The 14,507-nt window shown below is 38.6% G+C and carries 15 protein-coding genes and 1 pseudogene; 13 read left to right on the top strand and 3 right to left on the bottom strand.

What is annotated here, in order from left to right; genetic code table 11:
• Window positions 1-255: 255 nt before the first annotated feature.
• Together IPM92_01580 and IPM92_01585 are read right to left on the bottom strand one after the other, a co-directional pair.
• A complete protein-coding gene (locus IPM92_01580) occupies window positions 256-1,578 on the bottom strand; it encodes a 4Fe-4S binding protein (protein MBK9107090.1) in 1,323 nt (440 codons plus the stop codon).
• A gap of 11 nt (window positions 1,579-1,589) precedes the next feature.
• Window positions 1,590-2,927: an NAD(P)/FAD-dependent oxidoreductase gene (locus tag IPM92_01585; GenBank protein ID MBK9107091.1), complete on the bottom strand. Its 1,338-nt coding sequence runs from the start codon at window positions 2,925-2,927 to the stop codon at window positions 1,590-1,592.
• Between the two features lie 285 nt (window positions 2,928-3,212).
• Here IPM92_01585 and IPM92_01590 point away from each other — a divergent pair, with 285 nt between their 5' ends.
• On the top strand, window positions 3,213-3,905 hold the full coding sequence (locus tag IPM92_01590; GenBank protein MBK9107092.1) for a T9SS type A sorting domain-containing protein: 693 nt from the start codon (window positions 3,213-3,215) through the stop codon (window positions 3,903-3,905).
• 125 nt (window positions 3,906-4,030) lie between these two features.
• Here the strand turns inward: IPM92_01590 and IPM92_01595 are convergent, their stop codons facing one another.
• Window positions 4,031-4,438: a 6-carboxytetrahydropterin synthase gene (locus IPM92_01595; protein MBK9107093.1), complete on the bottom strand. Its 408-nt coding sequence runs from the start codon at window positions 4,436-4,438 to the stop codon at window positions 4,031-4,033.
• Window positions 4,439-4,583: 145 nt separating this feature from the next.
• Between IPM92_01595 and IPM92_01600 the strand changes: the two genes are divergently transcribed.
• The 12 genes and pseudogenes from IPM92_01600 to nuoL all read left to right on the top strand — a co-directional run bounded on the left by IPM92_01600 (window position 4,584) and on the right by nuoL (window position 14,505).
• Entirely contained in the window at window positions 4,584-4,970 is a 387-nt protein-coding gene (locus IPM92_01600; GenBank protein MBK9107094.1) for an NADH-quinone oxidoreductase subunit A, read from the top strand.
• Window positions 4,971-5,032: 62 nt separating this feature from the next.
• A complete protein-coding gene (locus IPM92_01605; GenBank protein MBK9107095.1) occupies window positions 5,033-5,578 on the top strand; it encodes an NADH-quinone oxidoreductase subunit B in 546 nt (181 codons plus the stop codon).
• Window positions 5,578-6,084: an NADH-quinone oxidoreductase subunit C gene (locus tag IPM92_01610; protein ID MBK9107096.1), complete on the top strand. Its 507-nt coding sequence runs from the start codon at window positions 5,578-5,580 to the stop codon at window positions 6,082-6,084. Before IPM92_01605 ends, IPM92_01610 begins: the two co-directional genes overlap by 1 nt.
• Before the next feature lie 2 nt (window positions 6,085-6,086).
• Window positions 6,087-7,313 carry an NADH-quinone oxidoreductase subunit D gene (locus tag IPM92_01615; GenBank protein MBK9107097.1) on the top strand — a complete coding sequence of 409 codons (1,227 nt, stop codon included), beginning with the start codon at window positions 6,087-6,089 and terminating at the stop codon, window positions 7,311-7,313.
• 84 nt (window positions 7,314-7,397) lie between these two features.
• A complete protein-coding gene (locus IPM92_01620) occupies window positions 7,398-7,910 on the top strand; it encodes an NAD(P)H-dependent oxidoreductase subunit E (GenBank protein MBK9107098.1) in 513 nt (170 codons plus the stop codon).
• A 1-nt stretch (window position 7,911) separates the two neighbouring features.
• A complete protein-coding gene (gene nuoF, locus IPM92_01625) occupies window positions 7,912-9,249 on the top strand; it encodes an NADH-quinone oxidoreductase subunit NuoF (GenBank protein ID MBK9107099.1) in 1,338 nt (445 codons plus the stop codon).
• Between the two features lie 12 nt (window positions 9,250-9,261).
• Window positions 9,262-10,230 (top strand): (2Fe-2S)-binding protein, encoded by a 969-nt coding sequence (locus IPM92_01630; GenBank protein MBK9107100.1) that lies wholly within the window; start codon window positions 9,262-9,264, stop codon window positions 10,228-10,230.
• Window positions 10,227-11,237 (top strand): NADH-quinone oxidoreductase subunit NuoH, encoded by a 1,011-nt coding sequence (gene nuoH / locus IPM92_01635; GenBank protein MBK9107101.1) that lies wholly within the window; start codon window positions 10,227-10,229, stop codon window positions 11,235-11,237. Before IPM92_01630 ends, nuoH begins: the two co-directional genes overlap by 4 nt.
• 61 nt (window positions 11,238-11,298) lie before the next feature.
• Window positions 11,299-11,754, top strand: coding sequence for an NADH-quinone oxidoreductase subunit I (locus IPM92_01640; GenBank protein ID MBK9107102.1), 456 nt, complete (start codon window positions 11,299-11,301; stop codon window positions 11,752-11,754).
• 6 nt (window positions 11,755-11,760) lie between these two features.
• Window positions 11,761-12,276: an NADH-quinone oxidoreductase subunit J gene (locus tag IPM92_01645; GenBank protein MBK9107103.1), complete on the top strand. Its 516-nt coding sequence runs from the start codon at window positions 11,761-11,763 to the stop codon at window positions 12,274-12,276.
• Window positions 12,273-12,602, top strand: coding sequence for an NADH-quinone oxidoreductase subunit NuoK (gene nuoK / locus IPM92_01650; GenBank protein MBK9107104.1), 330 nt, complete (start codon window positions 12,273-12,275; stop codon window positions 12,600-12,602). The genes IPM92_01645 and nuoK overlap by 4 nt, the downstream gene beginning before the upstream one ends.
• Window positions 12,603-12,620: 18 nt before the next feature.
• Window positions 12,621-14,505, top strand: a pseudogene (gene nuoL / locus IPM92_01655) (NADH-quinone oxidoreductase subunit L).
• The last annotated feature ends 2 nt before the right edge of the window (window positions 14,506-14,507 follow it).

The following is a 14,507-nucleotide window of genomic DNA, read 5'->3' on the forward strand; positions in this document are numbered from 1 at the left end:
TGAAATACTTTTCAAGTCCGACAAGCATAAATTCATTCGTTTTCACAATATGATGATGTCGGAACCAGTTGGCAATTATTGAAAGAGAGAATTTACAGATGAAAGAATTAAGGAATAGGATCAAAGGCAAAAGTTCAAACTTTTTAATACAATACTTACAAACGTTCGTTAGTTTTATCAACTATCAACTATCAACTATCAACTATCAACTACATTCCTTTGACCTTTTAGCTTTAGTCTTTTAGCTCTAAGCTTTTAGCTCTTCTCCGGTGTTCTATCAAAAATATCGATGGATCCGTTTTCCAATTTGAGTACACCTCTCGGACATACGGCGGCGCAGATTCCGCAGCCTACACAACTGGCACGAACGATATTTTGGCCTTTTTGTGCATAGGCTCGCACATCGATACCCATTTCACAATAAGTCGAGCAATTACCACAGGATATACATTGCCCGCCATTGGTGGTAATTCTAAATCTTGAAAACAATCTTTGCTGAATCCCTAAAATTGCCGCCATCGGGCAACCAAAACGACACCAGACCCTGCTTCCCAATAGTGGATAGAAACCGACACCTATGACTCCCGAAAATGCAGCTCCTATGAAAAATCCATAACTTTTGCGCATCTCTGCCGTTGAGATGCCAAATAATTCAGCTTGCCCCGTTTTGTAGGTGTATAACACGCCAGCAGTCATGACTATTGAAAAGAGAAGGATAGAATAAATAAGGAAACGTTCGAGTTTCCAAGCTTTTAATGATTTATCCGACAAATGACGAAAGGGATCACCAGCTGTTTCCGCCAGACCGCCACAACCGCAAACCCAGGAACAATACCAACGTTTTCCAAAAAAGTAAGTGAGGCTTGGGGAGATGACAAAAATCATGAGCAATCCGAAGACTAAAAAGAACCATCCCATGCCACCGCTGGATTTAAAACTTTCGATATTCCAGGCATCAAAGAAATAATAGTTGAGCGGCCACATATTTTTAAGATCGTTGTAAGGAAGGTTCATTCGCAACATCCATTCTGGAATCAGAAATGCAAAAAACAATTGGAAGAACATTACAGAAATGGTTCGAAGTTTTTGATATTTATTGTGTTTATACTTGAGCAGGAATTTGTAACCGAAACAAAGTATGCACAGCGTATAAAAAACGCCATACACAAACCACTGGGAAGCAGCTTGTTTTTTGAGCAACATACTGAGGGGATCGAATAATGCGATTAAACCAGTATTGCCACTTGCGTTGAGCCCTAAATACTCGGGCCACCAGTAGAGCAGGCAATAAAATGCAGTGAGACCTAAGGCTGTTGCCCAGGCCAGCAATCCCCTTGAAGTGAGGCTACCAAACCAAACTCCATTATTTTTAACACCCTCACTTTGCTCCCGGTATTGGTGATAAGCAAAACCCGTAATGGAAGTTGCGAATAAAAAAATGATAAATCGCCAATCGTCATCTGTAAATAGGATGTTCACCGATGCTAGCACTAATAAGGAGATAGTTAGCACTCCTATTCCCAAATGGATCCATTGCAATTTGTTGAGAAAAGGAGGTTTGACGATTCGATGAAACATGGTGACAGATATTATGATTTTAGAAAATTTAAAACAGCATTGAGTTTCCCTGAGGATTTAGGAATAATTTTTTTTCCGGTTTTTTGAAAGTAGGCATCCAATATCCCTGAAGAGTAATCAGGATAAAACTCAGGATCGAAAAATGCCATTCTGATTTTGGCCAAAACTTCCTGAATAGATGAATTTTGAGAGATCCATTTTTCGCAGACTTCGTGTCTAAAGCGGACACCCATGAGATTAAATCCTGAGATTTGATGGTTGGAAAGATCATATACTAATCTTATGCTTTTTTCACCAGCCGGATCTTCCCAATAAATGCTATCGAAAGGCGCTACAATTTTTGATGGAACATATCCATATACCTGATATTCAATATCAAAGAACTTAGCAGAGTTGAACCATATACCTGGATTGTAAGATTTCGTATTTCCACTGAGATTAGCAGCCAGCGTCTCACCCATTTGTCGACCGCTGTACCAAATGGCTTCGATGGCTTTTCTTCCTTTACTAACATTTGTTAGTTGAGCGCAATCTCCAATGGCGTAAACATTTGGTATATTGGTTTGAAGGTATTCGTCGACAAGTATGCCTTTGTCAGTTGAAAGTTGAGATCCTTTAACGAGGTCTATATTTGGACGAACACCAGCAGTGATACCTACAAATTCGCAGGGAATGTGTTCTTGTTGATCTGTAACAATGGCATTGACCTGACCTTGGTCACCTAGAATGGATTGTAACTGGCAATTTAAGCGAAGGTCAATTTCATTTTTGCGGATATGTTTTGAGATCATGGCTGCCTCTTCGGGTGGAAGAACGGAACTCCAGTATTCACTTTCTCGTACCAAAATGGTGACCGGGATCTTTCTTGAATGAAACATTTCTGCCAGTTCGATGCCAATCAAACCTCCGCCGACGATCACCGCACGTTTTATGTTATTACTTTTTTGTTCGATATATTCCAGATCTTGTTTACTGTAAAAACCTGAAACGCCCTCAAGATCTTCACCGGGCCAGCCGAATTTATTTGATTTGGATCCTAAGGCCAGGACAAGCCGGTCAAACGCTAGCGTTTTTTCATTTTCCAAATAAGCGATTTTCAATTCATAGTCAATAGAAAGCACCTTACCCTGAAGGAGATCTATTTTGTTTTTAGCCCAAAACGATCTTTCATAAGGTTCGAGGTCCTGCCAGCGCATATGACCCATATACACATACATCAGAGCAGTTCTCGAAAAAAAATATTCGGATTCCTGAGATACCATTTGGATTTCATCGTCGGTGTTTTTTCGCAACCAGCGGGCGCAGCTGACACCTGCAATTCCGTTACCGATGATGAGGGTTTTATACATGATGTTGAAACTAAAGCTGCCTATTTTGTATCCATAACAAACATACAAAGTAAAATGAATGGAAGCTTGTTTTCTGCGGTTTGGTGAATTTGAATTTTCCTAATTTATCACCGTGGATGTTGCTGATGTTGATCCATTTAAGTTGCTAAAAATTGTAATTTTAATACTTTTAAAAAAGAAGTGTTTTCGGATAAAGGAATTAATGATTAATTTTAACTATAATTTTAGCGGCATAACCATTGAATTAATTTATATTTACAGTTGGTTTAAACTAATTATCGGCCTATGAAATGTATTTACTTGATATTCAGTATTTTATTCTGCAGCTACTTCATGGCTCAAGGCCAGCGATTCTCTGTGAATCCTAACCCGAATACCATTTATTTCACTCCAGATAATACAGATCACTACAAATCTGGAAAAATCAGGAATCACACAGGTGAAGTTTTAAGTATGCTCTGGAATCGCGAAATTCTTATGATGCCCGCCGGCTGGAGTACTTATGTCTGCGATGCAAATAATTGTTATGCAGATAAAGTAGGCAAGTGTCCTGAAATCTACCCTAACATTATAGCTCCATATGATTCAGTGAATCTTGATGTACACGTCTATGAAGATGGAAGTATGGGTGAGGCGCATGTGGTTATGTGGGTGTATGAAGCCGAAGACACTTCCAAAAAGGTAAAAGTTGATTATACTTTTAACAAAGTGGTTTCAAATAAAGATATCAAAAACATCGCTGTCAAAGTTTATCCAAATCCGGCATCGAATTCTTTTACGGTTGATTACAACACCGGATTAGTTCGAATAGATATGGTCAATATACTTGGGCGCAAAATTCGTTCGTATAGAGCTTTTCCAAACAGCTCTTACGATATTAGCGATTTGGAGGATGGCTTGTATTTCATCCGTCTTATTGGTCCGAATGAGCAAAATCTTCGCACTTTAAGGCTGCAAAAGAGAGGGATAAAGGCCTAAGCACTTAGGGTATTGAGTTTATTAAAACTTTCAGTGATTTCCTGAATTTTAAGTAAACAAAGTTTTCATCTATTGTTCTAAAACCATTCAAGGTCTATCTAAGGGCTTGCCCAAACAAGTAATTTTTAAGCGGGGTACTCTACAAAATTTCTAGGGGTTTCGGATAATCGGATCTGAATATCTAAATGTGCAGGAATCACTTTTCTCAATTTATTGTAGATTTCGATGCAGATATTTTCCGCTGTGGGTATAATATTTTCGAATTCCGGACAGTCCATATTTAAATTTTTATGGTCGAAATCAGACTCAACATGTTTTTCAATCAGGTCTTTTAAAATTTTAAGATCTATGAGTATCCCCGTTGATGGGTCTAATTCTCCAGATATTTTAACATCCATTTCATAATTGTGCCCATGAAAATTGGGATTGGCGCAAATGCCAAATACCTCTTTGTTTTTTGCATCTGACCAATCTGGTTTATAAAGACGATGAGCTGCATTGAAATGACCTTTGCGGATCACGGATATTTTCATTCTTTTTTTTGTGCAAAAGTATGAAAATCAGGTCTTCAAATAGACCTTAAAGCTAGGCTTTTGAGCTTTAAGCTTGTTTTGACCTAAATTTTATCCTTTTAGACTGTTCTGGCTTATATTTGCCGGGCCAAATAGAGGCATTTTTATGCGAGCCTATTACATACCTCAGGATTATTTTCCGATTTTTCTCCAATTATTGGTAGCCCTTGGATTTGTCGTGTTTGTATTGATCGCGACCCATTTATTGGGTCCTAAAAGAAGCGGTAAGCGCAAGGATGCTACTTTTGAGTGCGGATTGGACAGTGTTGGAAATGCCCGAAATCCATTTTCGGTGCGCTATTTTATGACCGCAATCCTATTTGTATTGTTTGATGTGGAAATAATTTTCATGTACCCCTGGGCGGTCAATTTTAAGAAACTAGGGTGGTTTGGTTTTGCTGAGATGTTTATATTTTTAACTTTATTGATGGCGGGTTTCTATTATGTTTTATTGAAAGGGGTTTTGAAATGGGAAACCCGTGAAGATATATAGCAGATTTTTTGGAATCAGTATTGATACGTTTTATTTAACTCTGGATTTTATAAAAGCTTAACATGCAATCAAAAGTTCAAGTTGCCGATGCGCCGGAAGGAATAGCCGGACAAGGTTTCTTTGCTACGAGCCTGGATGCTGTCGTTGGATTGGCCAGGAAAAACAGCATTTGGCCGCTTCCATTTGCGACTTCATGTTGCGGAATTGAGTTTATGTCAACGATGTCTTCACATTATGACCTTGCCAGATTTGGATCAGAACGTTTGAGTTTCACACCCAGGCAGGCAGATCTATTAATGGTCATGGGTACGATCGCTAAGAAAATGGCTCCTATTTTAAGGCAGGTTTACGAACAAATGGCAGAACCCAAATGGGTAATCGCTGTAGGCGCATGCGCTTCAAGTGGAGGGATTTTTGATACTTACAGCGTTTTGCAGGGGATTGATCGGGTTATCCCGGTTGATGTTTACGTACCTGGCTGTCCGCCACGTCCAGAACAAATCATTGAAGGAGTTATGCGCATTCAGGACCTCATCGGGAAGGAATCTGTTCGCAGAAGAAATTCAGAGGCTTATCAAAAATTGATGGATTCTTATTTTGTCAAATAATGGAAGAGATTCAATCAGAACAGCTACAACAAAAATTACAAGAAGCCTTTGGGCAGATATATGATATCCAAGGAGATACATTTGGAGTATTTAATTTGGAATTACCTGTAAATCAAGTATTTGGACTTATTCTACATTTGTTTAGGGATAATGAATTAGGATTTAATTATTTGACAGATATATGTGGTGTGCATTTTCCGGATCAAAAAGGGAAAGAATTAGGGGTGGTTTACCATCTGCAAAGTATGCGTAAAAGTAAAAGGTTGAGAATAAAGGTTTTTGTTCCACTTGAAAAACCGGAAGTACCCAGCTTAACTGGTATATATGCATCAGCAAATTGGATGGAAAGAGAAACCTATGATTTTTATGGAATCCAATTTGTAGGTCATCCTAATTTAAGGCGCATCTTAAATATGGATGAAATGATTGACTTTCCTATGCGCAAGGAGTTTCCTTTGGAAGATCCATTAAGAGAGGACAAAGCAGATTATCAGTTTGGAAGATAGGCATGATGAAGACAAACCAGGAATTTTTAACAACTATTGAACAACCGGGTCGGCCGGAAATTCCCTATACTACTTTAAATTTAGGTCCAACCCATCCGGCCACGCATGGCATTTTCCAAAATGTCCTACAATTGGATGGCGAGCGCATTGTAAGTGGCGAACAGACTATAGGCTACATACACCGCGCATTTGAAAAAATCGCAGAGCGAAGACCTTTTTATCAAATAACTCCGCTTACAGACAGACTCAATTATTGTTCAGCGCCTATTAATAATATGGGTTGGCATTTGACTGTCGAGAAATTGTTGGGTGTACAAATTCCCAAGCGGGTGGATTATATGCGCGTTATGGTCATGGAACTTGCGCGTGTTGCAGATCACATTATTTGCAACAGTATTTTAGGAGTAGACACAGGAGCATTAACTGGGTTTACTTATGTTTATCAATGGAGAGAATTTATTTATGAAATCTACGAAGAAATTTGCGGGGCCCGATTAACGACCAATATGGGACGTGTTGGTGGATTTGAACGCGATTTCAACAAAATAGTATTTGAAAAAACGCGTAAATTTTTAAAAGATTTTCCGCCTGTGTGGAGAGAATTTGAAAACTTACTCTCAAGAAATAGAATCTTTATGGATCGCACCATTGATACTGGTGGATTGAGTCTGGAGAGAGCATTGAATTATGGGTTTACCGGCCCCAATTTGAGGGCTTGCGGACTAGATTACGATTTGCGTGCTGCCGAAGCTTATTGTTCTTATGAAGATTTTGAATTTGATATTCCGGTAGGAACGACAGGTGATACCTATGATCGCTTTGTAGTTAGAAATGAAGAGATCTGGCAAAGCTTAAGAATTATTGAACAGGCTATGTTAAAGATTGAGGCCATGGAACCGGTTTTCCATGCTGATTCAGATCATTATTATCTTCCGCCAAAACAGGAGGTATATAAAAACATGGAAGCTTTGATTTATCACTTTAAAATTATTATGGGTGAAATTGAAGCACCAGTAGGAGAAGTTTACAATGCAGTCGAAGGTGCAAACGGCGAGTTGGGATTTTATCTCGTCAGCGATGGCGGTAGAACTCCCTATAGATTACATTTCAGGAGGCCTTGTTTTATATATTATCAGGCATTTCCGGAAATGGTTAAAGATCAACTGTTGTCGGATGCGATTGTAGTCATGAGTAGTCTGAATGTTATCGCCGGAGAATTGGATGCATAAGGCACTCCATTTAAAAATATTTTTGATGCCAAACAATGATGGAATTCGCGAAATCATTTATTGGATTTGATAATAAAAATAAAAATGTCTACGAGTACAGAACAAAGCTTTACACATCTTGCGGGTCTTGAACACCAAGCGGATGAAATTGTAAAACGTTATCCTGAAGGAAAACAAAAATCTGCATTATTGCCATTGTTGCATTTAGTGCAAGCCAAAGATGGGTGGTTGCGCACAGAGGCCATGGATGAACTGGCGAATTATCTCAACATTCAAGCTATTGAAGTATATGAAGTGGCATCATTCTACACGATGTTCCATTTAAAACCAGTTGGAAAGTATGTGCTTGAAGTATGCAGAACAGGGCCTTGTTGTTTGGTAGGTGCTGAGTCGATCGTTCAATATCTCAAACACAAATTGGATATTGAAATAGGAGAAACTACTGCAGATGGATTATTTACTTTAAAGACTGTTGAATGTCTGGCATCTTGTGGTACTGGTCCCGTTTTGCAAATAGGTCCGGAATATGTTTATCACGAAAACCTGAATGAAGAAAAATTAGATCAGTTAATAGAAAGCTTAAGAAGCAAATCCTGATATGTCAAAAAAATTATTACTCGAACACATTGATAAGGATGGTATTCAAAATTTGGATACCTATGTGAAGTATGGAGGCTATGCAGCTGTAGCTAAAGCGCTAAAGTCTTCAAGCCCTGATCAGATTGTTGAAGAGGTAAAAACATCCGGACTTCGCGGCCGTGGAGGCGCAGGATTTCCAACGGGGATGAAATGGTCATTTCTCGACAAAAAATCTGACAAGCCTAAATATCTCGTTTGCAATGCTGATGAGTCAGAACCCGGTACTTTTAAAGACCGGTATTTGATGGAAAAAATTCCGCATCTACTTATAGAAGGCATGATCGTTTCTTCTTTTGCTTTGAATGCAAAGACTTCTTATATCTATGTTCGGGGAGAAATGATGTACGTTATAAAAATTCTCGAACGCGCGATTGCAGAAGCTTATGCAAAAGGATATTTAGGAAAAAATATTTTAGGTTCAGGATATGATCTTGATTTGTATGTTCATCCTGGAGGAGGAGCCTATATCTGTGGAGAAGAAACCGCATTGCTTGAATCATTGGAAGGCAAACGCGGAAATCCACGAAACAAACCACCTTTTCCTGCAGTATGGGGTTTGTATGGATGTCCTACTGTAGTTAATAATGTTGAAACAATTGCTGCAGTGCCATGGATTGTAAATCATGGTGGCGCAGCCTACGCTTCCATAGGTATTGGAAAAAGTGCCGGCACAAAATTGATCTCAGCTTGTGGCAATATCAAAAATCCGGGCGTTTATGAAATAGAACTGGGACTTCCTGTTGAAGAATTTATTTACAGCGATCAATATTGTGGAGGAATAGCAAATGGGAGAGCATTAAAAGCAGTAGTTGCCGGAGGATCGTCCGTGCCCATTTTACCCCAAAATCTAATCCTGAAAACCGCAGCAGGTGAAGCACGACTGATGAGTTATGAATCATTGGCAGATGGGGGTTTTGTAAGTGGTTCAATGTTAGGTTCCGGTGGATTTATTGTCTTTGATGATCGTGCATGTATTGTGAGAAATCTTTGGAATTTTACCCGGTTTTACCATCACGAAAGTTGTGGACAATGTAGTCCCTGCAGGGAAGGCACAGGTTGGATGGAGAAAGTATTACATCGCGTCGAACATGGTCATGGCAAAATGACGGATATTGACTTATTGGTGGATGTTGCAAAAAATATTGAAGGAAAAACCATTTGTCCATTGGGAGAAGCTGCAGCATGGCCGGTTGCTAGTGCAATTCGCCATTTTCGCAGCGAATTTGAAGAGCATGTTAGAAATCCGAATGCCTGTCTAGCAAAACATTTACATCATGAATTTGCAATGGCGCATTAAATTATTTAGCGTATGAGTGAGTTATTAAAAGTTACCATAGACGGAAGAAGTATTGAAGTACCATCAGGTACAACGATACTACAAGCAGCGCGATCGCTAGGTGGAAAATATCCACCGGCAATGTGTTATTATTCTTCTCTTAAAGATACTGGTGGTAAGTGCAGGGTATGTTTGGTAAAAGTGGCACAGACCAGTGAATCAAATCCTAGGCCTATGCCCAAATTAGTGGCCAGTTGTATTACCCGTGTTGAAAATGGAATGGTTGTAGAAAATGAAACCAATCCAGAAGTTATTGATGCGAGAAACGGCGTCGTTGAATTTTTATTGATCAACCATCCGTTGGATTGTCCGATTTGTGATCAGGCAGGTGAATGCGATTTGCAAAATTTGTCTTTTGATCATGGACGAGAAGCTACGCGTTACGAAGAAGGGAGGAGGGAGTTTAATAAAATTGATATTGGTGAGCATGTACAATTGCACATGACCCGATGCATCTTGTGTTATAGATGTGTTTATGCGGCCGAACAGTTGACCAATCAGCGCGTACATGGCGTTCTCAACAGAGGTGATGTTTCAGAGATCAGCACCTACATACAAAATTCAATTGATAATGAATTTTCTGGAAATATTATCGATGTATGTCCTGTAGGAGCACTTACTGATAAAACATATCGCTTTAAACAGCGGGTTTGGTTTTCAAAACCATATGATGCACATCGGGATTGCCCGACTTGTTGTGGAAAAACAGTCTTGTGGTTGAAAGGGGATGATATCATCAGAGTAACAGCCAGAAAGAATGAATTTGGTGAAGTTGAAGAGTTTATATGTAATACTTGTAGATTTGAAAAAAGATTAAAAAGCGATTGGGAAATTGGTGGTCCACGCAAAGTTGATCATGAATCTGTAATTGCTTCAAATAAATATGAATTGCCGGTAATTTCACCGGCTGTAAATGTGGATGCAAAATTTGTTTCAGAATGAGCGATTTGATATTTAAAATTATTTTCATTGCATCTGTATTTGGCATCTCATTGTTCATTGCCATGTACACTACATATGCAGAACGCAAAATCGCTGCATTCTTACAGGATCGATTAGGCCCAAATCGAGCCGGGCCATTTGGTTTATTACAGCCTCTGGCGGATGGAATTAAATTATTTTTTAAGGAAGAATTTATTCCAAAAGTATCTGATCGGTTTTTATTTATTTTAGGTCCATCTCTGTTCATGTGTACAGCATTGATGACCAGTGCGGTAATTCCCTTTGCACCTGATTTAAAAATTGGAGACCGCATTTTTGAAATGCAAGGTGCTGATTTGAATGTCGGTATACTTTACATTTTTGGTGTAGTCTCTTTGGGCGTTTATGGAATATTAATAGGAGGGTGGGCATCGAATAATAAATTTTCATTACTTGGAGCCATTCGCGCGGCTTCGCAAAACATCAGTTATGAATTGGCGATGGGTTTATCAATTGTATCGCTGATCATGGTGAGTTCAAGTCTTTCATTAAGGGAAATTGTAGAGCAACAGGCTGGAATGAATTGGAATGTTATTTATCAACCTCTTGGTTTTTTAATATTTATTATTTGTGCATTTGCGGAGACCAATAGGGCTCCATTTGATTTGCCGGAATGTGAAACTGAACTGGTAGGTGGATTTCATACGGAATTTTCATCCATGAAACTGGGATTTTATCTTTTCGCCGAATATATCAATGTGTTTATAAGCAGTGCTGTCATCGCGACTTTATATTTTGGAGGATATCAATTTCCATTTATAAGTAGTATGGATGCGGGCATATTGAAGACGGTTTTGGGTGCAGCAGTGATGTTTGGAAAAATTACTTTTTTTATATTCCTGTTTATTTGGATTCGTTGGACATTACCCCGTTTTCGATATGACCAATTGATGAATCTAGGCTGGAAGGTATTAATACCTTTGGCAGTCTTGAATATTTTATTGACAGCTTTATTTATATTATTTTAAGTTAAAAACTATGCCTGCAGTAAAACTAACGGAGCGATATAAATTAATGTCCAGAAAGCCCATGACTTTTTCGGAGCGAATTTATTTGCCAGCTATATTTAAAGGAATGGGGATAACGATTAGCCACCTTTTTAAGAAAAAGGCAACCATTAGTTATCCGGAGGAACAGCGGCCGATGAGCAGTGTATTTAGAGGACTGCACATTTTGAAGCGCGATGAGAAAGGAGCAGAAAGATGTACCGCTTGCGGGCTTTGTGCCCTTGCTTGTCCGGCTGAGGCCATCACCATGACTGCGGCTGAAAGAAAAGCAAATGAAAAGCATTTGTATCGTGAAGAAAAATATGCTGCAGTGTATGAAATCAATATGTTGCGTTGCATTTTCTGCGGACTTTGTGAAGAAGCTTGCCCTAAAGCGGCGATCTTTTTGCAAAACGATAAAATGGCTCCGGCAAGTTATGAACGGGAAGATTTTATTTTTGGAAAGGATCGTTTGGTGGAGACGTTTCAACAAAATTAAAAATAGATGGATAAAATATTTTATATCATTTCAGTTTTAACGATTTTATGTGCGATATTAGTAGTTGCGACCAGACACCCTATACGAAGTGTCTTGTTTTTAGTGGCGACGTTTTTTTTAATCTCGGCACAGTACATTTTATTAAATGCACAATTTCTGGCACTCGTGAATATCGTTGTTTATGCCGGTGCGATCATGGTGTTGTTTTTATTTGTGATCATGTTCTTAAATTTGAATCGTGAATTGGAGCAGATCAAATCATGGATTCCTGCTTCTGCAGCTTTAATAGCTTCCGGGGGCTTGTTGCTCATCTTTTTGTCAGCCTATCAATCGAGTCAGATTGAATTGGAATCTTCGGGTGTTTACAACATTGGGCTTGTGGAATATATCGGTGAAGTATTGTATCGCGATTATTTGTTTCCAATGGAAGTTTGTTCAATTCTATTTTTAGTTGCGATGATAGGTGTTGTATTGTTAAACAGGAAAGAAAAAGAATCATCTAGTAAAATCGTTTATCCATGAACCACATTCCGGAAGTTATCAGAATGATTCCATTTGAGCATTACTTATTGTTAAGTGCGGTATTGTTTTTTATTGGTTTAATTGGCGTCCTTATTCGCAAAAATGTCATCATCGTTTTTATGTGTATTGAGATCATGCTCAATGCCGTCAACTTGATGATGGTTGCAGCTTCAGCTTACAGAGGTGATAGTGCAGGACAAGTAATGGTATTATTTACGATGGCAGTTGCAGCAGCCGAAGTTTCTGTTGGGCTAGCCATCATTGTTATGATGTATAAAAATTTAAAGACAACGAATATCGATCTGTTCGATCAATTGAAAGGTTGATTTATATAGTTATAGAAGATGAATCCAGAAATAATATTACATCTGATACTTTGGCCACCATTAGCAGGATTTATCCTGAATGGAATTTTTGGTTCAAAGTTTCCAAAATGGCTGGTTACGATGGTAGCATGCCTGATGCCTCTCATCAGTTTCATTGGAACTGTATTGGCTTACATCCATTTAAAAGGTCTGAAAACCACAGTCGATTTGTATACCTGGTTTGTAGGTGAAGGATCTGCGAAAGTTGAATTTGGTTTTTTGATAGATAATCTCAGTATTCTCATGCTGTTTATTGTAACAGGAGTTGGAACATTGATACATGTTTATTCTTCAGCTTACATGGCAGATGATAAGGGTTACCCGCGGTTTATGTCTTACATGAATTTATTTATGTTTAGCATGTTGATGTTAATCTTAGGGTCGAATCTGGTGGTACTTTTGCAGGATGGGAAGGTGTTGGACTTTGTTCATTTTTATTGATCGGTTACTGGTATGAAAATTTAGAATATAATAAAGCAGCTGCCAAAGCATTTATTATGAATAGGATTGGTGACTTGGCATTTTTAATTGCAATTTTCATGACCATCTATTCTACGGGAGCTGTGAATTTTGAGGATATCCGAGAGACAGTAACCAGCGGGATTAATATGAATGAACCCGTTATGGTTGCGATTGCCCTTTTATTCTTTATTGGAGTTTGCGGAAAATCTGCCCAAATTCCTTTATTTACCTGGTTACCGGATGCTATGGCTGGGCCGACGCCCGTTTCGGCATTGATCCACGCAGCAACAATGGTGACAGCAGGTATTTACCTGGTGACCCGAATGAATTTCTTGTTTGAAGTAACACCGATAGCAAAATATGTCATCGCAGTGGTTGGATGTTTGACGGCTTTTGTGTCAGCTTCCATTGCTTTAAAACAAAACGACATTAAAAAATATTAGCCTATTCTACGGTGAGTCAATTAGGGTATATGGCAGTTGCATTGGGCGTAGGCGCCTACATTACTGCAATATTTCATTTGATGACGCATGCATTTTTTAAAGCATTATTGTTTTTGGGAGCAGGAAGTGTAATTCATGGTTTACATGGTGAGCAGGATATTCGAAAAATGGGAGGACTGAAATCAAAAATGAAATGGACTTATGCAACCATGCTTTTAGGTACATTGGCCATCATTGGTTGTCCGCCATTTGCAGGATTCTTTTCAAAAGATGAAATACTGGCTGCAGTATATTCAAAAAATTTTTGGATGTTTTTGGTTCTTGCAATTTCTTCTGTATTCACGGCCTGGTATATGTTAAGAATGTTCTTTGCGACCTTTCACGGCAACTATCGGGGAAGTGAAGAATCCTATGCCCATGTGCATGAATCTCCATGGAATATGCGATTGGTATTAATCGTTCTTGCATTTTTGTCAGTCGTCGGAGGATTTGCTGGATTACCTGAAATATCAGGGCAATCGCACGAAGTATTTCAATTTCTCGTACGTGCCATCGAGCAAGTTAAATTTAAAGTTAGCCATTTATTTGAATATCTTTTATGGGGCATTACCGTACTAACACTCGTTATTTTATTCATCGTTACTTATAAACGATATACAAATCCTAACAGAGATTTTTATGCTCCTCATAATAACCGTTTCGTCAGGCTACTCGAGAATAAATATTATATAGATGAATGTTTCGATTTCTTATTAGTGCAACCTCTTAAGAAGTTGGGAAAATGGTTTATGCACACATTTGAGTATAGAATTGCCGACAAGATAGTGAGTGTACCTGTTGCCATATTGCAATCCGGAAGCTTTGCATTAAGGAATTTGCAAAATGGAAAACTAAGTTGGTATTTGTTATATAGTATAATTGGTTTACTGGTTATACTCGTTGCGTTTCTGATAATTTAAAG

Source organism: Saprospiraceae bacterium, from assembly GCA_016719615.1.
Taxonomy (GTDB): Bacteria; Bacteroidota; Bacteroidia; order Chitinophagales; family Saprospiraceae; genus Vicinibacter.